An 18762-nucleotide genomic window follows, 5' to 3' on the forward strand; every position below is an offset into this window, starting at 1 on the left:
AGTGCTGAAGGAAAGGAACTTCTGACATGGCACGTCTACTGAGGATGCCTGGCGTCTCCGCCGATTCTGATGAGGCTTCGCTCGAGGGATGGCTCGTCGAGGCCGGCGCCACACTGGCCGCCGGCGACTCCGTCGCATCAGTCGAGACCGAGAAGGCCGTCGTCGACATCGAGGTCGACGAGGAGTCGATCATCCACGCCCTGCTCGTCGAGTCCGGCTCGATGGTGCCGGTCGGTGATCCGATCGCGGTGCTGCTGTCTCCGGGGGAGCCGGCCAGCGCCGGCGACGAGCTCGTGGCCCAGCTGAACGGTGGCGCGGACCCGACGCTGAGCCCGCGCTCGGAGGTCGCGGAGGCCGTGGCCACAGGCGACAGCGGCGGTGGTGCGAGTGCGCTACCTTCCGTGGAGTCGGCCGAGACGGTTCCGGGAGTGGTGCCGGTAGAAGCGCCCCCCGTCGCTGCGGCGAGCGAACCGACGGCGATCCCAGCCTCGAGCACCGAGCCGACGTCGGCCACGTCGGAAGGCACATCCGCACCGCGCGCGGGGGAGCGGCTGTTCGCCAGCCCACTCGCCCGGCGGCTGGCGAAGGAGTTGGGTGTCGACATCGTGTCGCTCAGGGGCTCCGGACCCGGCGGGCGCATCGTGCGCGACGACGTGAAGGCGGCAGTGCCGGCGCAGGCCTCGCCCGCTACTCCTGTCCCGGCGGCAGCCGAGGCGGTCTCACCCGCCGCGGTTCCGGTTCCGGTTCCGGTCGTTCCGGCGGCCGTACCCGCCGGGGGGACTGCCACCCCGCACTCGAAGCTCCGGAGGCTCATCGCGACGCGGCTCCAGGAAAGCAAGCGCACCGCGCCGCACTTCTATCTGACGCGCCAGTTGGATGTGAGCGCCTTGCTGGCGCTCCGTTCCCAGCTGAACCAGCAGTCTGCAATACGGCTCTCCGTCAACGACTTCTTCGTGAAGGCCGCCGGCCTGGCGCTGGTCGACGTGCCGGAGATGAACGTGATCTGGACGGAGGACGCCGTTGTGGGCTTCGCGACGGCCGACATCTCGGTCGCGGTCGCGAGCGATCGAGGACTGGTGACCCCGACGATCCGTGGCATCGAAGGTCTTTCGTTGACCAGTCTGTCGTCGAAGATCAAGGATGCGGTCGGCCGAGCCAACGAGGGGCGATTGCAGCAGTCGGAACTCGAGGGGGGCACCCTCTCGATCACCAACCTCGGCATGTTCGGCGTGGATGAGTTCGCGGCGATCATCAACCCTCCGCAGGCCGGGATCCTGGCCATCGGCGCGGCACGGAGACAGCCGGTGGTGCGTGAGGATGGTTCACTCGTCGCCGGCGATGTGATCACCGTGACCCTTTCGGTCGATCACCGGCCTGTGGACGGTGTGGTCGCAGCGAAGTGGCTGGCCCGCCTCGCCGAGCTCGTCGAGAACCCGATGCAGATCCTGCTCTGAACCCGCACGACGTCTCGCAACCTCGCTCGGCCCACGTGCTGAGCGAGGTTGCGCATCGTCGAGCCGCATCCGGCGCCAATTGGTGGGTTCGCGCCGGATGTGATGTGCTTGAGCAGCGGGTCGGCGGATGCCTCGGCCGACGAGACGGGGACTGATTCTGGATACGACGAGTGCGGTGGACAGCGAGACGGGCACCCGTCCCGCGGTCGCCGCCCCGGCGAGACGCGCGATCTGGCTCGACGTGGCGCGGGGCGCCTGCGTGATCGCCGTGGTGATGCTGCACGTGCGCATCTTCGTGTACGACCCGCTCACGCCGCCGACCGCGGGCACGGATGCCTGGCGGCAGTTCACAGAGTTCTTCGGGCCCTTCCGGTTGCCTCTGCTCTTCACCATCTCGGGGCTGCTCGTCTCGAGGCGGGTGCGGGGCGGGTGGGGCGACCGCCGGAACGTGCTGCGGGTCGCATCCTCGTACTGGATCTACCTCGTGTGGCTGTGCGTGTTCGGGGTGATGTCGGCCGTGGTGGCGGCGACCGAGCTGCCCTTCCAGATCGAGTCCACGGCCGACTTCCTGCGCCAGCTCGCGATGCCCGACACCACTCTGTGGTTCGTGTTCGCTCTGGCCCTGTACGTGGTGGTGATCACCTCGCTGCAGCGCTTTCCGCCGATGGTGGTTCTCGGATGCTTCGCCGCCCTCGCCGTGCTGTCGGGCTTCGTGCCGGCCGAGCACGCCGAAGAGCAGTGGCTGCACATGATCTACTTCGCGGTGTTCTTCGCCGCCGGTGTCTACCTGCCGGCTCTGCTCGTGTGGTTCTCGGCCGGGCGCATCCCCACCAAGCTCGTCGGCACCCTCGGTGCGTTCGTGCTGTTCCAGCTGCTCTGGCAGCTCACCGAAGAAGGCACCGTGTTCGAGACCTCGGCGCGGCTGGTTCGCGATTCGGCGGCCGTCACCCTGGCGATCGTGGTGTGCACGGTCCTCAGCCGCATCCCCGCAGTGACCCGTGTGCTGGCGAAGGTGGGGCGCCGCACGCTGCCCATCTACATCCTCCAGCTCCCGGTGATCTGGCTGCTCTTCCTGCTGCCGATTGTTCCCGAGCTCTACGAGATCCCCGTGGTGCGCTACTTCGGCCCCGTGTTCGGCACGGTCGTGGTGGTGGCCGCCTCGCTGGCGGTGTTCTGGCTCATGGACCGCACCCACCTCCGCTACATGTTCCGCCTGCCCGGCCGCGTGAGCGCCCGCATCCTGTCGCCGAACGGCGACAGGTGCTAATGTAGCCGTACGGCGTCAAGTGATGATGTCGCCGAGCGGCTACAGGCGGGGAGAAGGATGCTCACGGTTCGAGAAGCGGCGGCGGTCATCCGTGAGCTGCGAGAAGAGAAACGCTGGACACAGGCAGACCTGGCACAGCGGGCCAGAGTATCGCGATCATTCATCGCGGACTTGGAGAGCGGCAAGCCGACGGTCGAGGCCTCGAAGCTCTTCGATGTCTTCCAGGCGTTCGGTCTCGAGATGGCTCTCCGCGACCGAGAGACCGGCGAGGTGCGCTGGTGAGCGACCTCGAGATCTACCTCGATGGCGTCGAATGTGGCGTCGTGACGCAGACCTCTACTGGGAACATCACGTTTCACTACGACGAAAGCTATCGCCGAACGCAGAGAACGCCTCTTTCGCTGTCGATGCCGCTCGCCGCGTCGACTCACAAGAAGCGCGCGATCCTTCCCTACCTACAGGGTCTGCTGCCCGACAGTGAGGATGCTCTGACCGCAATCGCTCGACGGTATTCGGTCTCTGCGAAGAGTCCGGTCGCGCTTCTCTCCCACATCGGATCAGACGTTGCGGGGGCCGTGCAGATCGTCGTCGAGCAGGGGACTTCGACGGATGCCACCTTGTCGCGCTCCGATATTCGACCTGTCGACGACGCCGAGGTCGGACGGATGTTGCGGCACGTGATGTCGGAGTACTCGGAGGGTGTGCCCTACTACGATTCCGTGGGTCACTTCAGCCTTGCTGGCGCTCAGCCCAAGATCGCGCTGCACAAGGACGTGACAGGTGGATGGAACGTTCCTCAGGATGCCACACCGACGACGCACATCCTGAAACCCGTCGCGGGAACCGTTCGGCGCATCGACGTCGTCGAACAGGTGACGATGCAGGCGGCCCGAGTCCTGGGAAGTCAGGTCGCCAAGTCGGATCTCGAGACCATCGACGGCGTCGATGTCTTCGTCTCGGAGAGATATGACCGCCGCGTTGTCGACGGTGAATGGCGACGGCTCCACCAGGAGGATCTCTGCCAGGCACTCAGCGTGCCGCCTGACAAGAAATACCAGCATCGCGACGGCGGTCCGGGACTGGCGGTGATCGCGGGCCTGATCAGGTCACTCCCTCTCGAGCGAGACAGGCGCGAAGCCGGTCGTGCGTTCTATCAGGCGTTCGTCTTCAACGTCGTGGCTGGGTGCACTGACGCTCATGCCAAGAACTACTCACTGATGTTAGACGGAGAGTCCGTCCGGCTGGCACCTTTGTACGACCTCGTCACCTCTGCGCCATACTGGAATGGCGAAGCCGGGATCGACAGCGCGATGAGTGTCAACGGCGAGTATGCATTCGCGCGGATCGGTGCCGAGATGCTCTCGAAAGCCGGCAAACAGTTCGGAGTCGGAGATGAAGCGGCGGATATCGTTGCAGCGACCCGCGAAGGGATCTTCGAGGCATTCGAGTCGGCGGTCGAGGGTCTGCCGGAAAGCGTGAAGAACTCGCGCGACATTGTCGACGACCTCTTCAGTGGGCTGCGAGCCCTGCCACTCGTGATCTCCTGACGCCGGGGAGGAGAGGGAATGCCGCCGCCGTTTCGTGGCGGTTACCCTGGCAGATTTAGGAAGGGCGGGTGAAGAGAGCGCGGAACCAGGCGCGGAAGCGGGCCGTGTGGTGGTCGGTGAATTCGTTCGAGAGCGCGAGGGTCTCCTCGCCGAGATGGGCGCCCGCGTGGATGGAGGCGAGTGCGTCGAGGGCGCGCTTCTCCTGCTCGGCGGCCCGCCGCATCCGTTCGCTCTCCTCGGTCGCCATACCGCCAGCGTACGTCGCAGCGAGAGCTCAGTGCGTGAACGCGTGCGTCATGCCCTCGGTGGGCATGGGTGCGTCTAGTGCGTCGAGGTAAGCCACGGCGTCACGGATGTCGGTCATGAGGCTCTCGGCCAGGTTGCGACTCAGCCCGTTGCGCACCACGATGCGCTGCACCACGATCTCGTCGAGATCGGCCGGCATCGGGTAGGCCGGGATGAGCCAGCCTTTCAGGCGCAACCGCTCGGAGAGGTGGTACAGGTTCCACGTGTCGGTGTAGCCCGCGGTGAGCTGCCAGGCGAAGACGGGGATGTCGGTGCCGTCGTTCCAGAGGTCGAACGCCGGCATCGTGGCGATCTCGCCGGCGAGGTACACCGCGACGTCCTGCGACGCCTTCTGCACCTTGTAGTAGCCGTCGAAGCCGAGCCGCAGAAAGAGGTAGTACTGGAGCAGCACCTGGGCGCCCGGCCGCGAGAAGTTGAGCGCGAAGCTCGGCATGTGACCGCCGAGGTAGGTGACGTCGAACACGAGGTCGGACGGCAGGTCGTCGACCGTGCGCCAGATCACCCAGCCCAGCCCGGGGTAGACGAGGCCGTACTTGTGCGCCGACGTGCTGATCGAGGCCACGCGCTCGACGCGGAAGTCCCACGCCAGATCGGGCTGCAGGAACGGGGCGATCATGCCACCGGATGCGCCGTCGACGTGGATCGGGATGTCGAGCCCCGTCGTCTCCTGGATGCGGTCGAGCGCGGCGGCGATCTCGGCCACCGGCTCGTACATGCCGGTGTAGGTGACGCCCATGATGGCCACGACGCCGATGGTGTTCTCGTCGACGTAGTTCTCGAGGTCGTGGCCGTCGAGCACCTTGTGCTCGAGCGAGATGGGAATGTAGCGCGGCTCGACGTCCCAGTAGTTGCAGAACTTCTCCCAGCACACCTGCACCGCGCTCGACAGCACGAGGTTCGGCTTCTCGGTCGAGAGCCCCGCCGCCTTGCGCGCGTGCTGCCAGCGCCGTTTCAGGGCGAGGCCGCCGAGCATGCAGGCCTCGGACGAGCCGATGGTGGAGGTGCCGATGGCCTTCGACGCATCCGGAGCATTCCAGAGACCGGCGAGCATGGTCCAGCAGCGGGTCTCGATGGCCGCGGTCTGTGGGTACTCGTCTTTGTCGACCATGTTCTTGTCGGCGGTCTCGGCGTAGATGCGGTTCGCATGCGAATCCATCCAGGTGCCGACGAACGTGGCGAGGTTGAGACGGGAGTTGCCGTCGAGCATCGCCTCGTCGTGCACGATCTGGTAGGCCGTCTCGGGCAGCGACTCGCCGTCGGGCAGCACTCCGAGCGGGAAATCGGTGGCTTCGCCCTCCCGTGCGAACAGGGGGTTCAGCTGATTCTGCCGGGTGAGATCGGCGTGCGCGTGAAACGGGTTCTGCGGCGTGCGAGGCGTGCTCATGGCTTGAGACTAGGGGTTCGCTCCGCCGAGCGACACCCGCCGGATGAGGCGTAATCTTGCAGCATGGCACGCGAATTCCTGCACGATGAGGCGCAGCACCGCTATTCCCTCCGGGTCGATGGCGCGATGGTGAGCGCCGTCGACTACGTCGTGAACGACGGCCACATCTCGTTCACCCACACGTTCACCGACCCCAAGCAGCGGGGCCACGGGTACGCCGGCGAGATCGTGACGTACGCGGTCGACGACGTGGAGTCGACCACCGACTACCGCATCGTGCCGATGTGCTGGTACGTGGGGAAGTGGTTCGACGAGCATCCGGAACGCGCCGGGCTGCTGTCGCGCTGACCGCGTTCCGTCGATTGGCCCTCGGGCCGGTGGGCTTGATATGCTTCTTCGTGGGGAGGGCTTCGGCCCTCTCCACCACTCTTTAACCCGCGGTCCGGCAGGTGCCGTTGGTGGTGAACGCCGGCACGGGGGCGCCGCTCACGGTGGCGACGTTGTCGCACTCCACCACATTGCCGGCGGAGCGCGCCGCCCCCTCGAGCAGCACCGCGTAGCCGTCGGATGCGACCGCGAACGTATTGGCCGAGAAGCGGTTGCCGGCACCCCATCCCGCGAGGATGACGTGCACCTGGGCGCCGTCGATCGGTGCTGCGGTGCCCGTGTTGCCGGTCACCAGCCACTCGGAGCCTTTGACGTCGAGGAGCGAATCGACGGCGGTGGTGCCCGCGCCATCGACCCGGTTGTCGCGGATCTCCCCGCCCGTCGTGCCCTCCTTGACGTCGATGCTCTCGGCGGGGGTGGCCGAGATGGAGTTGCCCAGGAGGCGATTGCGGTCGCTCGCATCCGGAGCGCAGTCGCTGATGTCGCACCAGTTCGACTCCGCCGTGCCGACGTAGATGCCCTCGCCGAACTCGGGGGAGCGGAGGCCCGTGCCGGAGATGGTGCTGCCTTCGACGAGATTGTCGCTGCTGCCGGCGCGCAGGTGCAGGCCCTCGTCTCCCGTGCCGGAGATGGAGAGGCCGGTGAGCTGGTTGTTCGACGAGCGGTCGAGCATCACGCCCTTCTGGCCGCCGGAGACGGTGAGCCCGTCGATAACCCAGAAGGAGGCGCCGTCGAGGTGCAACGTGTAGCCGTGATCGGTCGAGCCGCCGTCGAGAACGGCGCCCGGGCCGGCGCACAGGGTGATCGGCGCGTCGGCGGTGCCGCTCCTCGTGATGGTGAATTCGCCGGAATAGGTCGCATCGGCGAGCACGATCACCGCGCCCGGCTCGGCCGAGGAAAGGGCGGCCGAGAGCTCTCCGGCGGAGGTGACCCCCTGACCCGCGGGGCAGGATGGCGGCTGGACGAACTCGATGGCCGGTTCGGCGTCGGGCGAACAGGCAGAGAGGGAGATCAGGAGAACGGCCGTCAGCAGCACTGCGGCGGTACGCCCGGTCGCCGTTCGCCAGGCCATCATGACCCCAGCATACAAAGGGCTCCCATGCGCCACGGCCAGCCCTGAACTGGGGGTAGCGCATGCATCGTGAGGTATATGTCGCGCTCACTACACTGACAACAGCTCCGGACCCCTCTTCTCTGCTGACCCACGAAAGGCTGGCGGCAACCCCGATGCCCAGCGACCTTTCCGCCTTCTTCGACGACCTCGGCCGCACCCTCGTGTGGCTGGTGCCGTTCGGCGTGTTCGGCGTGGTCTCGTGGAGCTTCTGGTTGATCCGCAAACTCATCTCGGCCAGCACGAAGCCGGTTGTGAACGAGTACCGCACCACGACCACCGTGGTGGTGCCGTCGTACCACGAGGATCCGGATGTGCTGCTCCGCTGCCTCGACACCTGGCGGGTGCAGAATCCGTCACGCATCGTGATCGTGCTCGACGTGGCGGATGTCGAGGCCCAGCAGCGGATCGAGGCGCTGAAGCTGCCCCGCGTCGACGTGATGATGTTCAAGCACCACGGCAAGCGCTCGGCACTCGGCGTGGGCATCCGCTCGGTCGACACCGAACTCGTCATCCTCGTGGACTCCGACACGGCGTGGGAGGACGGGATGCTCGACGCCATCCAGATGCCGTTCATCGATGCAGCCGTCGGCGCCGTCAGCACCCGTCAGAACGTGTATCTGCCGAAGACGAGCGTGTGGCGCCGCGTGGCCGACTGGATCATCGACCAGCGCTACTTCGACTACGCCCCCGCGATGGGGCGGTTCGGCGGGGTGATCTGCGCCTCGGGACGCACGAGTGCCTATCGCCGCGAGGTGATCCTGCCGAAGCTCCCCGACCTCGAGCACGAGATCTTCATGGGCAAGGAGTGCGTGGCCGGTGACGACGGCCGGCTCACCTGGCTCGTGCTCTCCGAGGGCTACCGGGTGACCCACCAGGACTCGGCGCGGGCGCTCTCGATGTTCCCCGACACCTTCCGGGCATTCGTGAAGCAGCGCGTGCGGTGGAGCCGCAACTCGTACCGGTGCTATCTGACGGCCATCCGGCGGGGCTGGATCTTCCGGGTGCCGTTCATCTCGCAGCTGACCGTGATGCAGATCCTCTTCACGCCCGTGAGCATGCTGATCGCGCTGTTCTACGTCTTCCACGCGCTCACCGCGCCTTTTCCGGCGCTCGCCTTCGGCATCGCGATCCTGTGGGCGATGGTGGGGCGCGGCATCCGGGGCGTCTCGCATCTCTGGCGTCGCCCCGAGGACATCGTTCTCCTGCCGCTCGTGACGGGGATCATCGCGTTGGTGGCGTTGCCGATCAAGCTGTTCGCGCTCTTCACCATGAACACGCAGGGCTGGCTGACGCGGTCGGCCGATTCGATCGGTGGCGAGGGGCAGACCGAGTCGACCCTGCGCACGGTGACCGAGGCATGACGGGGACCGACGGGGAGACCGCGGTGCCCTCTGAGCCCGGGGAGTCCGCGGTGCCCTCTGAGCCCGGGGAGCCCGCGGCGCCCGGTGGGGAGACCCCGTCGGCCGTTCCTGAAGCGACCGCCGCGGTGATGCCCGAATCGGCCCCTGCACCTGGTACGAGGCCCGTCGTCGGGCTCACGGCTGAGGAGCGCGGCGACACGGTGGGCCGGGGGCGCCGGGCGCTCGTGCGCGTCGTCGTCGCCGTCGTGATCCTGGGCGGCATCGCTGCCACGATCGTGGTGGCGAACGGGATCCCGGCCCGGGTGAGTGGCTTTGTGAACCAGGTCGCCGCGGGGGTTCTCGGCGGGGCGGCGACGGCGATCCCCTCCCCAGGTGCGAGTGGGCCCGCCGCGACGCCCGCCGCCACGCCGAGCCCCACCCCGACGGCCGAACCGATCTCGGGCGACGAGCAGTACATCGCGACCATGAACGGGAACGAGTCGGCCGCCCGGCCCTCATCGACGCTCGCCCCCTATCCGGTCGACGCGGATGCGAAGCACCAGAGTGATCTCGTCGCCGCGAACGATGCGCGCTGGTCGTTGATCGCCCGAGGCCTCGGGATCGACACCGGCTCGACCGACAAGGTATTCGTGCTCGCCGGGCTCGATCGCCCGTGGACCCTGGCCGACCTCGTGGCGAACGGAGCGGTGCGGCAGCTCGACGACACGACCTACCTGATGACCAAGACGGTGTTCGTGAGCAGCGGCTCCACCCTCGATCTGAACGCCCCCGGGGTGACACTGCGGCTCTCGAGTGGGGCATCCGGATACACACCACTCGTGGCGTGGGGTGGTGCGATCTCGTTCGCGGGCACCGCGGAGGCGCCGCTCACGATCACGTCGTGGGACACGGCGGCGGATGCGGCCGACACCGATGTGACCGACGGCCGCGCGTACGTGCGTATCCACGAGGGAACGGTCACGACGAGCCACACCGACTTCAGCGACCTCGGCTTCTGGAGCGGGCGCACGGGTGGGTTCGCGCTCACCGGTTCCAGCATCCTCCTCTCGACCGGCACGATCGACTCCACGACGTTCTCGGGGATGCACATCGGTCTGTACCTCGACGCCGCGGAGAAGGTGGCGATCACGGGCACCTCCATCCGTGACTCCCTCGAGGAGGGCATCGAGCTCGGCGACGGTGTCATCGGCACCACGATCACCGACACGAGCGTGGTCGGTTCGGCCACCAACGGCATCGACGTGCGCAAGGGCAGCGACGACCTCACGGTCACGGGCGCCACGCTCTCGCGCAACGGCGGCTACGGTCTCCGGTTCGACGGCGCCCCCCGAGCGGATGCGGCCAACTCCTCCGGCTTCTCCGTCGACAACTCCTGGGGACTCACCGTGGCCGACTCCACCATCGGGGACAACGGCTCGGGGGCGATCTCGGTGATCGGTACCAGCCAGGTGGAACTCCGCGGCAACACCGTCGATCAGAAGACCGTGGGATTCCTTCTCCGCGACTCGCAGGCCGAGATCACCGGCAACACGGTGGCGGTGACCCCGGGCAACGGCATCGTCTTCGATGGCGCCCTGTCCTCGGCGCGGGTCGCCGGCAACACGATCTCGGGTGAGGGCCCGAACGCGATCGCGCTGAGCAACGGCGCCGATGACGTGGTGCGGGCCGACAATGACGACTCGGGATGGACGGAGCGGTGGGAGGTCCTCGTGTGGATCGAGGCGCATCCGCTCGCTCTGCTCTGGGGGCTGCTGCTGATCATCCCCATCGTGGGCATCGCCTTCGTGTTCTACCGGGTTCGGCGCCAGCGCAAGATCCGTGAGCTCGTGGAGTCGGCCACGATCGCCGTGGCGGCGGCCGAGAAGGCGAGCTACGAGGGGGCGCGGGGGATGGCTGCCCCGGATGTCGCGGGCGTCGCCGAGGGGGAGGTGCCCGCATCCGCGGCTGCGCCCTCGCCCCTGCCTGCGCCTGCGCCTGCGCCGAAGCGTTCGCCCGCGCCGAAGCCGGCGCGCGCGGCCTCGGTGACACGTGCGGCCGCGGCACCCGCGCCGCCTTCCGTGGTGCGCGCCATGCCCGTGAAGTCGCAGAGACCCATCGACGCGCGCGCCCCGCAGAGCAGCTCGGGGCCAGGTGCCGCCTCGACGTCATCGTCTGCCGAGCCTGCGTTCGGGCGCTTCGCCTCCGTCGAGGAGCTGGCCGTCGCTGCCGTGCTCGACGCCGGCAAGCCGATCGACCGGGTGGCTCACGCACTGCGGGTGCCCGTGGGCTCGGTGGCCGGATGGGTCTCGAAGGCGCGCCGGCAGCGCGAGGCCGCGGAGCGCGAAGCCGCCGATCGCGACCGATGACGTCGCCGGTCTCGCGTAGCGTTGGGGGTATGAGCACCACCGACGACTACGTCTTCCGCACCTTCCCGGCACGGGCGCCCGGCGAAGACCAGCACGATGCCACCCGCGCCTGGCTTCAGGCCGATGCGCAGGGGTTTCACGACTCCCGGCTCGGCGACGCCTCGCTCGATCGGTCGGCCACGAACCTGGCCAACGACCATCAGCAGCTGACGGCGGTCTACACCACCTCTCCTCGGCCGTCGGCGCTCGGCGCGGATGTGCCGGTCGCCACGTTCGCGAGCTTCGAGCGCAGCATCAACGTCGGCGGCGCAGTGCCTCTGCCGGCGCACCTCATCTCGTCGATCACGGTGCGGCCCACCCACCGCCGGCACGGCATCCTGCGTCGCATGATGACCGACGACCTCCGGTCGGCGCACGAGGCCGGCTATGCGGTGGCCGCCCTCACCGTCACCGAGGCCACCATCTACCGCCGCTTCGGCTTCGGGCCGGCCACCACCGTGCACGAGGTCACGGTCACCACCGACCAGCGGTTCCGCCTGCTCACTCCGGCATCCGGTCACACCGAGCTCATCGACCCGGCCACCCTCCTCACGCTGAGCCCCGAAGTATTCGCGGGCTTCCACCGCGTGCGGCCCGGTTCGGTCGACCGGCACCACAGGTACCCCGGGCGCGTGTCGGGGCTCGACGGGCCGAACGGCGAAGAAGACCGCACCGTGCGTGCCGCCGCCCACTACGACGAGAGCGGTGCGATCGACGGCTACGTCTCCTACCGCTTTCTCGGCTGGGACACGAGGCCGCACACGCTCGAGGTGGTCGACCTCGTGGCCACGACCGATGCGGCCTACCTCGGCCTGTGGGAGTTCCTGGGCTCGGTCGACCTCATCGAACGCGTGCGCTACGACGCGGCGCCGGCCGACGACCCGCTGCGCTGGGCCCTCGTCGACCCCCGCCTGATCGAGACGCGCGATGTGGTCGACTGGCTGTGGATGCGCGTTCTCGACGTGCGCGCGGCGTTCGAGGCGCGAGGCTACACCGCCGATGCGGCAGGCGAGGTGGTGCTCTCGGTGACGGATGCGCTGGGCTACGCGCAGGGTGCATTCCGCCTACGGGTGGCCGACGGCCGCGCCGTCGTCGAGGCCGCCGACCGGTCGCAGGCCGAGCTCGAGCTCGACGTGTGGGTGCTCGGCACGCTCTACCTCGGCGGGGTCGACCCCGCCGTTCTCGCGGCGGCGGGTCAGTTGCACGAGGTGGCTCCGGGTGCCGTATCGCGCCTGCGCACGCTCCTACGCCCGGTGGCCCCGGTTCACGGCATCACGCACTTCTGAGCGGCGTCCCCTTCCGAACGGTATGAGATTCGGGGTTCGCGTCGACAGAGTGTCGATCGACCCCACGATTCTCATACCGTTCGGCGCGGGTGGCGCAAAGGACTAGTGCTCGAGGGCGCGGCGGGCCGTGCGGAGGAACGTGGCGCGGGTCGCCGTGGCCCCGTCGAGGTAGCCGCCGATGAGGGCCGCGTCGCGCAGCAGCACGAGCGCCTCGGTGTCTTCGGCGGGATCGGCCGCGCCTGAGGCTTCGAGGGCGGAGTGCACCGCGTCGCGGAACCAGGCGCGGTGCTCGGCGACGATGCGGCGCACCTCGCCCGTGGCATCCGGGTACTCCACCGCGGCGTTGATGAACGGGCAGCCGCGGGTGTGGTTGAGCGCGATGTCGTCGGCGATGGCCTCGAGCAGGTGGTCGACGAGATCGGAGGGCGATGAATCCGGCGTCATCGCGGCCGTGAACGCGGTGCGGATGGCGTCGTCTTCCCGCCGCAGGTAGGCGGCCACGAGGGACTCCTTGCCCACGAAGTGCCGGTACATCGTGGCGCGGGTGACACCGGCATCGGAGAGGATGCGATCCATGCCGGTGCGGTGGATGCCCTCGCGGTAGAAGAGCTCCGACGCCACGCGCAGCAGTCGCTCCCGCGCTTCCGATGGACGCGCCGACGGCACCTGCGTCTGGCCGGCGGCGGTGTCGAGCGTCATGACCTCAGCCTAGAACAGTCGTTCTACCCGAGTGTCGATGTGAGGTGGCCCGCGAGCTCGGGGAACTGCGCGGCCAGCAGCTCGAGTGATCGCACCCGCGCCGGAACAGCGTCGATGGGGTCCCCCTCGAACGCGCCCGCGACGGGCGACACCATCACTTCGTCGACCCCGTACTGCGTGGTGAACTGACGGATACGCTCCGCCACCGATTCGGGCGTGCCGATCAGCCAGCGCCGCGACTGCTCGAGCACCGAGTCCTGCTCCACGGGCGAGAGGTCGGTGCTGCGCGCCTCCTCGATGGTGAGCTGAGCGGCCAGCGTTCCGCCGGTGCGGAGGCGGGCCATCGAGATGAGCTGGGGGAGTGCCGCCAGCTGTGCCTCGTCGGCCGACTCGGCCACCGAGATGTTCGTGGTGAGCAGGGTCTTCGGCGCCGCCAGCGACTCGGATGGCTGAAAGCCCGAACGATAGATCTCGAGTGCCTGCTCGATGCCCGGCTGCCCGAAGTGGTTGGCGAACACGTAGGGCAGCCCGAGCTTGGCGGCCAGGGTCGCGCTGAAGTTGCTCGACCCGAGCAACCACACCTGAGGTGCCGAACGCACCAGCGGCGTGGCCTTCAATTCATAGGATCGGCCCCGGATGCTGAGCCCCACGCCGGGCTGGTCGTCGGCCCCGAAGGCATCCGGAGCAGGCGCGCGGTCGGAACCGAGCAGCGCCGCCACGGTCTCGACGTCGGTGGGGAAGGTGTCTGCGGGGTCGCCACCCTCGCCGCGCTGCCCGCGCAGCATGTAGGCGGTGACGGGGTCGGAACCGGGCGCGCGGCCGAGCCCGAGGTCGATGCGCCCCGGGTGCATGGCCTCGAGCAGTGCGAACTGCTCCGCGATCGACAGGGGGGCGTGATTCGGCAGCATGACGCCGCCCGAGCCGACACGGATGCGCGACGTCTGCGCCGCGAAGTGCGCGATGAGCGTCGACGGCGAGGTGGAGGCCACCGCCGGCATGTTGTGATGCTCGGCCATCCAGAAACGCGTGTAGCCGAGCCGGTCGGCCGCCTGGGCGAGCGCCAGGCTCGCCGCCACGGCGTCACCTGAACTCTGCTTGGTGCGGACGGGGATCAGATCGAGAACCGAGAGGTGCGTCATGGTCTTGTTCTCAGCGGTCGGGAGGGCGTGTTTATTCCGGGCCTCGGGCATCCTCTAGCATCGGGGGATGGCCGTCGATCGTGATCATCCCGCCGTCGTGCGCGTGCGCGCCGCCCTCGAAGCCGCGGGGGCGCCCGCCGAGGTGGTCTGGCTCGACGATGCGGCGAGCACGGCGGCGCTCGCCGCCGAGGCGCTCGGCATCGAGGTAGGTGCCATCGCCAACTCGCTGGTGTTCCTGCTCGACGGCGAACCGCTTCTGGTGCTCACGAGCGGCTCCCACCGTGTCGACACCGCGTGGCTCGGCGAGCAGCTGGGCGGCCGCATCACGCGCGCCGATGCCGGCCGTGTGAAGGATGCCACGGGCCAGGTGATCGGCGGGGTGGCCCCGGTCGGGCATCCCGCGCCCCTCCGCACCATCGTCGACGTGGCCCTCGCCGCCTACCCGCAGATCTGGGCCGCCGCCGGCCACGCGCACACCGTCTACGCCACCACCTTCGACGAGCTCGTCCGGGTGACGGGTGGCACCCCGTCGGAGGTCGTACCGGGCGACTGAGAGCCCGACCCGGCCCCCGACCACACCACGACGCGCCGCGGATCTTCGCGAAACCCCCACCGATTGCCGGGCTTTCCGGCCTCGCGCACGTACGGTAGCGGTGTGTGGCGTGCCGATAAGAAACGAGAAGCAGACGATTCGACGTCTGCCGCCGACTCCGTGGAGTCGGTGTGGGGCCGCAACGGGCAGACCGCCGATGGCGGCCCGGTCGGCCAGGTATTCACGACTGAGAGCCTGGTGGAGCCCACCCGCGAGCGCTGGCGCGAGGAGATCGCGTCGCTCGGCGGGCCATCGCCCTTGCTCCATTTCGATGATTCGCCGCGCTCGCGCATCGAGCTCAGCACCACGCATCCCGGTGGTCTCGCCCAGTTCATCACGGGCAACGCCACCCTGCTCTCGAGCCTGATCCGCGACGAGCTCGCGCTCCGCAATGCCCGCATCGCCGCGGGAGCCATCACCGATAAGGGCGTCGAGCTGCGCTCGGTGCGTGGCATCGACTCCGTGCACCTCGCCATCGGCCTCGCCGAGTGGCGCGTCACCCGGCCCGATGGCACCGATGAGGAGTTCCGTGCCCCGGTGCTGCTCCGGCCCATCTCCGTGCGTCGCTACGGCCGCGACTTCGAGCTCAAGCTGCGAGGCCTGCCGTTCGTGAACCCGGTGCTCGCCCGGGTGCTGCAGGAGCAGTTCCAGATCACGGTCGACCGTGAGTCGCTCGTGGCGCTCGCCGCGCAGAACGGCGTGTTCAAGCCGCAGCCCGTCATCGACCGGCTGCGCAGCCTCACCTCGCACCTGGCCTGGTTCCAGGTGCACCCGCGCCTCGTGGTGTCGTCGTTCGCGGATGTCGCGAGCAGCATGCTCGCCGACAGCGTCCAGCTGGCGCATCCGGTGCTCGACGCTCTCGCCGGCAACCTCACCTCGCGCCGCGCGGTGCAGGACGGGTACCACCCCGTCGACCCCTCGCCGCAGGATCACCGTGCCCCGGCCACCGACACACTGCTTCTCGACGCCGACCCCGAGCAGGAGAACGTGATCGCCCAGATCTCGGGCGGCAACTCCCTCGTGGTGAAGACGTTGCCCGGCACCGGCGGGACGCAGACCATCGTGAACGCCATCGGCGCCCTCGTGTCGCAGAACAAGCGCGTGCTCGTGGTGAGCCCTCGCCGGCTCAGCCTCGGCGGCATCAACCGCCGCCTCTCGGATGTGGGGCTGCCCGGCGTGGCCGTGTCTCCACGCACCCTGCGCCGCGACCTCATCCAGTCGATCGGCCGCAACGAGAAGGCGACTCAGCCCCGCGTGGCCGACGTCGACGAGGCGCTCGTGCGCCTGCGCAGTGTGCTCGTCGACTACCGCAGCTCGATGGCGCGGGTCGACCCCGTGCTCAAGGTCTCCGTGCTCGACGCGCTGCGCGAACTGGCTCGTCTCGCCCTGCTACCGAATCCGCCGGCCACCACCGCGCGGCTCGACCGTTCGGCCCTCGAGTCGCTCGCCTCCGGGCGCGCGAAGGCCGCCAAGACGCTCAGCCGCGCAGCCGAGCTGGGTCAGTTCCGCTACGGCCCCGACGACTCGCCCTGGTACGGCGCTCAGTTCTCGTCGAGCGACGACGCGCACCGCGCCCACCAGCTCGCGAAGCGGCTCAACACGTCTGATCTGCCGAAGCTGCTCACCGGCGCCTACGACCTCATCGGTCAGACGCGCATGCGCCCCTTCTCGTCGCTCAACGAGCTCGGCACCTACCTGCGGCTGCTCGCCGAGCTGCGCGAGACGCTCGACAAGTTCTTGCCCGTGGTCTTCGACCGCTCGCTCACCGACCTCATCGCCGCCACCTCGGCGCGCCGCGATGCCCCTCAGATGTCATCCACCTCGCGCCGCCGCCTCAAAGCGCTCGCGAAGGAGTACGTGCGACCGGGCGTGCACATCGGCGACATCAACGAGGCGCTGCGCCGCATCCAGCAGCAGCGCACGCTGTGGTACCGCTTCGCCGCGGCGGGCATCCCGCCGGAGATCCCCACCGGCATCAACGACGTTCAGGTCGCGTTCCAGCGCGTCACCGAAGACCTCGCTCAGCTCGACCTGCCGCTCGGCACCGTGGGCACGTCGCGTCAACTCGCGTCGCTGCCCATCGACCAGCTCATCGGCATGGTCGAGGGCCTCGCCGCGGAGTCCGAGGTGCTCGCCAACCTGCAGGAGCGCACCGCCCTGCTCGACTCGCTGCACGAGCACGCGCTCGACCCGCTCCTGGTCGATCTCTCGAACCGGCACGTGCCCGAAGCCGGCGTGGCCGACGAACTCGAGCTCGCCTGGTGGCAGTCGGTACTCGAGCAGATGCTCGCGCACGACCGCGCGCTGCTCGGCGCCAACACCGGGGTGCTCGACAGGCTCGAGGGCGACTTCCGGCTCGTCGACGAAGCGCACGCCTCGATGAACGGGCAGCTGCTCGCCTGGCAGCTCGCCGAGACGTGGAGCGTGGGCATCCTCGACCACGCCGATGAGGCTGCAGCGCTGAAGGGCCTGCTGCGATCGGATGGCGTCACCTCTGCCTCGCTGCACGCCGCGGCCCCGCACCTCGGGAAGACCCTCGCGCCGGTCTGGGTCGCCTCGCCCTACGAGGTGTCGGAGATCACGGATGCGATCACGTTCGACACGGTGATCCTCGTCGACGCGGGCGCCACCACCCTCGCGGAGAACGTGGGCGCCATCCGTCGCGGCCGTCAGGTCGTCGCGTTCGGAGACCCGGTCACGCAGACCCCCTCGCACTTCGAGGTGGCCATCCGGCCGATCGACGAACAGCGTCTGCGGCCCTCGGCCGAGGCATCCGCCGTCGACGACCTGCATGCCGACTCGGCGTTGGCGAAGCTCGCCGACCTCGTGCCGACCCTCTCGCTCACCCGGAGCTACCGCGCCGGCGGCGAAGACCTCGCCGAGCTCGTGAACCACCGCTTCTACGGCGGCAAGATCGACTCCCTGCCCTGGGCGGGAACGTTCCTCGGGCACGGCTCGCTCGCCCTGCACTACGTCGAGGGCCGCGGCGGCATGCCCGACGCCGAGACCGGCGCCGTGGAGTCGATCGACGCCGAGGTCGACGAGGTCGTGGCGCTCGTGCTCGATCACGCCATCAACTACCCGCGCGAGTCGCTCATGGTGATCACGGCATCGCCGAAGCACGCCGTGCGCGTGCAGCAGGCCGTGCTCGCGGCGTTCGCGAAGCGCAGCGACCTGGCCGACTTCATCCTCAAAGAGAGGGCCGAGCCGTTCATGGTGGCGACCCTCGAGCAGTCGGTGGCGCAGAGCCGCGACCGGGTCATCTTCTCCGTGGGTTATGGCAAGACCGCGCACGGCCGCGTGCTCACGAACTTCGGCGGACTCGCCAAGCCCGGTGGCGAGCGACTGCTCGCGGTGGGCATGACGCGCGCCCGCCGCTCGATGGACATCGTGAGCTGCTTCACTCCCGCCGACATCGACGAAGACCGCATGAACTTCGGCGTCGTGGCGCTGCGCCAGATCCTGCAGGAGGCCGAGTCGGGCCCGACGCCCGACACCTTCTCCTCTCCGGGCGACGCCCTGCTCATCGACCTGGCGCGCCGGCTCGGTGCGCGCGGTCTCGACGTGGCGTTCGAGCACCGTGGCAAGCTCACTCTGGTGGCGTCGCACGACGGCCGGGCGATCGCGATCGAGACGGATGCGGTGGTGCACTCCACCTCGTTGCGCGAATCGCTGCGGCTGCGCCCCGACATGCTGCGCCGCCTCGGCTGGCACTACCTGCGCGTGCACTCCTTCGAGCTGTTCTCCAACCCGGAGGCCGTCGCTGCACGTATTGCGTCGGTCATCGGGGTGCGCGAACTCTCCCTCGTGGAGACGTCGCCGATCACGGTTCGCGTCTAGGC

Annotated in this window: 15 protein-coding genes; 10 read left to right on the forward strand and 5 right to left on the reverse strand. The window is 68.8% G+C overall.

What is annotated here, in order from left to right; all coding sequences use genetic code 11:
* The first annotated feature begins 26 nt into the window (after positions 1-26).
* The 4 genes from EPO52_RS15710 (at position 27) to EPO52_RS15725 (ending at position 4268) form a co-directional block, all read left to right on the forward strand.
* A complete protein-coding gene (locus EPO52_RS15710) occupies positions 27-1454 on the forward strand; it encodes a dihydrolipoamide acetyltransferase family protein (RefSeq protein WP_290808338.1) in 1428 nt (475 codons plus the stop codon).
* 175 nt (positions 1455-1629) lie between these two features.
* Positions 1630-2721, forward strand: coding sequence for an acyltransferase (locus EPO52_RS15715; RefSeq protein WP_290808341.1), 1092 nt, complete (start codon positions 1630-1632; stop codon positions 2719-2721).
* 57 nt (positions 2722-2778) lie between these two features.
* Positions 2779-3003, forward strand: coding sequence for a helix-turn-helix domain-containing protein (locus EPO52_RS15720; protein ID WP_290808344.1), 225 nt, complete (start codon positions 2779-2781; stop codon positions 3001-3003).
* On the forward strand, positions 3000-4268 hold the full coding sequence (locus tag EPO52_RS15725) for a HipA domain-containing protein (RefSeq protein WP_290808348.1): 1269 nt from the start codon (positions 3000-3002) through the stop codon (positions 4266-4268). The genes EPO52_RS15720 and EPO52_RS15725 overlap by 4 nt, the downstream gene beginning before the upstream one ends.
* Positions 4269-4323: 55 nt before the next feature.
* On the opposite strand, the gene EPO52_RS15730 is transcribed toward EPO52_RS15725, so the two are convergent.
* Complete coding sequence (locus EPO52_RS15730) at positions 4324-4515, reverse strand: hypothetical protein (RefSeq protein WP_290808351.1); 192 nt, start codon at positions 4513-4515, stop codon at positions 4324-4326.
* A 27-nt stretch (positions 4516-4542) separates the two neighbouring features.
* Positions 4543-5958, reverse strand: a complete 1416-nt coding sequence (locus EPO52_RS15735) for a glutamate decarboxylase (RefSeq protein WP_290808354.1) — start codon at positions 5956-5958, stop codon at positions 4543-4545.
* 63 nt (positions 5959-6021) lie between these two features.
* On the opposite strand from EPO52_RS15735, the gene EPO52_RS15740 reads away from it, so the two are divergent.
* Positions 6022-6306, forward strand: a complete 285-nt coding sequence (locus tag EPO52_RS15740) for a GNAT family N-acetyltransferase (protein WP_290808357.1) — start codon at positions 6022-6024, stop codon at positions 6304-6306.
* An 82-nt stretch (positions 6307-6388) separates the two neighbouring features.
* Here EPO52_RS15740 and EPO52_RS15745 read toward each other — a convergent pair whose 3' ends face one another.
* On the reverse strand, positions 6389-7420 hold the full coding sequence (locus EPO52_RS15745) for a right-handed parallel beta-helix repeat-containing protein (protein WP_290808360.1): 1032 nt from the start codon (positions 7418-7420) through the stop codon (positions 6389-6391).
* Between the two features lie 152 nt (positions 7421-7572).
* Here EPO52_RS15745 and EPO52_RS15750 point away from each other — a divergent pair, with 152 nt between their 5' ends.
* From EPO52_RS15750 to EPO52_RS15760, 3 genes are read left to right on the forward strand one after another with little or no spacing between them, the layout of a single operon-like run.
* Entirely contained in the window at positions 7573-8820 is a 1248-nt protein-coding gene (locus tag EPO52_RS15750) for a glycosyltransferase (protein ID WP_290808363.1), read from the forward strand.
* The gene (locus tag EPO52_RS15755) at positions 8817-11165 is read left to right on the forward strand and encodes a right-handed parallel beta-helix repeat-containing protein (protein ID WP_290808366.1); all 2349 of its coding nucleotides are present in this window, start codon (positions 8817-8819) and stop codon (positions 11163-11165) included. The genes EPO52_RS15750 and EPO52_RS15755 overlap by 4 nt, the downstream gene beginning before the upstream one ends.
* Positions 11166-11194: 29 nt before the next feature.
* Positions 11195-12490 (forward strand): GNAT family N-acetyltransferase, encoded by a 1296-nt coding sequence (locus EPO52_RS15760; RefSeq protein ID WP_290808369.1) that lies wholly within the window; start codon positions 11195-11197, stop codon positions 12488-12490.
* Positions 12491-12592: 102 nt separating this feature from the next.
* On the opposite strand, the gene EPO52_RS15765 is transcribed toward EPO52_RS15760, so the two are convergent.
* On the reverse strand, positions 12593-13189 hold the full coding sequence (locus tag EPO52_RS15765) for a TetR/AcrR family transcriptional regulator (RefSeq protein WP_290808372.1): 597 nt from the start codon (positions 13187-13189) through the stop codon (positions 12593-12595).
* Positions 13190-13212: 23 nt separating this feature from the next.
* Positions 13213-14328: an LLM class flavin-dependent oxidoreductase gene (locus EPO52_RS15770; RefSeq protein ID WP_290808375.1), complete on the reverse strand. Its 1116-nt coding sequence runs from the start codon at positions 14326-14328 to the stop codon at positions 13213-13215.
* A 67-nt stretch (positions 14329-14395) separates the two neighbouring features.
* On the opposite strand from EPO52_RS15770, the gene EPO52_RS15775 reads away from it, so the two are divergent.
* A complete protein-coding gene (locus EPO52_RS15775; RefSeq protein ID WP_290808378.1) occupies positions 14396-14881 on the forward strand; it encodes a YbaK/EbsC family protein in 486 nt (161 codons plus the stop codon).
* 102 nt (positions 14882-14983) lie between these two features.
* The gene (locus EPO52_RS15780) at positions 14984-18760 is read left to right on the forward strand and encodes an AAA family ATPase (protein WP_290808381.1); all 3777 of its coding nucleotides are present in this window, start codon (positions 14984-14986) and stop codon (positions 18758-18760) included.
* Positions 18761-18762 lie beyond the last annotated feature (2 nt).

The sequence above is a fragment of the Herbiconiux sp. genome, assembly GCF_004297105.1.
Taxonomy (GTDB): domain Bacteria; phylum Actinomycetota; class Actinomycetes; order Actinomycetales; family Microbacteriaceae; genus Herbiconiux.

What these genes read in the sequence shown, in the direction of transcription:
- EPO52_RS15710 (WP_290808338.1), top strand. Translation starts at nt 27, where the DNA reads ATGGCACGTCTACTGAGGATGCCTGGCGTCTCCGCCGATTCTGATGAG.
- EPO52_RS15720 (WP_290808344.1), top strand. Translation starts at nt 2,779, where the DNA reads ATGCTCACGGTTCGAGAAGCGGCGGCGGTCATCCGTGAGCTGCGAGAA.
- EPO52_RS15730 (WP_290808351.1), bottom strand. Translation starts at nt 4,515, where the DNA reads ATGGCGACCGAGGAGAGCGAACGGATGCGGCGGGCCGCCGAGCAGGAG.
- EPO52_RS15735 (WP_290808354.1), bottom strand. Translation starts at nt 5,958, where the DNA reads ATGAGCACGCCTCGCACGCCGCAGAACCCGTTTCACGCGCACGCCGAT.
- EPO52_RS15740 (WP_290808357.1), top strand. Translation starts at nt 6,022, where the DNA reads ATGGCACGCGAATTCCTGCACGATGAGGCGCAGCACCGCTATTCCCTC.
- EPO52_RS15745 (WP_290808360.1), bottom strand. Translation starts at nt 7,420, where the DNA reads ATGATGGCCTGGCGAACGGCGACCGGGCGTACCGCCGCAGTGCTGCTG.
- EPO52_RS15750 (WP_290808363.1), top strand. Translation starts at nt 7,573, where the DNA reads ATGCCCAGCGACCTTTCCGCCTTCTTCGACGACCTCGGCCGCACCCTC.
- EPO52_RS15755 (WP_290808366.1), top strand. Translation starts at nt 8,817, where the DNA reads ATGACGGGGACCGACGGGGAGACCGCGGTGCCCTCTGAGCCCGGGGAG.
- EPO52_RS15760 (WP_290808369.1), top strand. Translation starts at nt 11,195, where the DNA reads ATGAGCACCACCGACGACTACGTCTTCCGCACCTTCCCGGCACGGGCG.
- EPO52_RS15765 (WP_290808372.1), bottom strand. Translation starts at nt 13,189, where the DNA reads ATGACGCTCGACACCGCCGCCGGCCAGACGCAGGTGCCGTCGGCGCGT.
- EPO52_RS15770 (WP_290808375.1), bottom strand. Translation starts at nt 14,328, where the DNA reads ATGACGCACCTCTCGGTTCTCGATCTGATCCCCGTCCGCACCAAGCAG.
- EPO52_RS15775 (WP_290808378.1), top strand. Translation starts at nt 14,396, where the DNA reads ATGGCCGTCGATCGTGATCATCCCGCCGTCGTGCGCGTGCGCGCCGCC.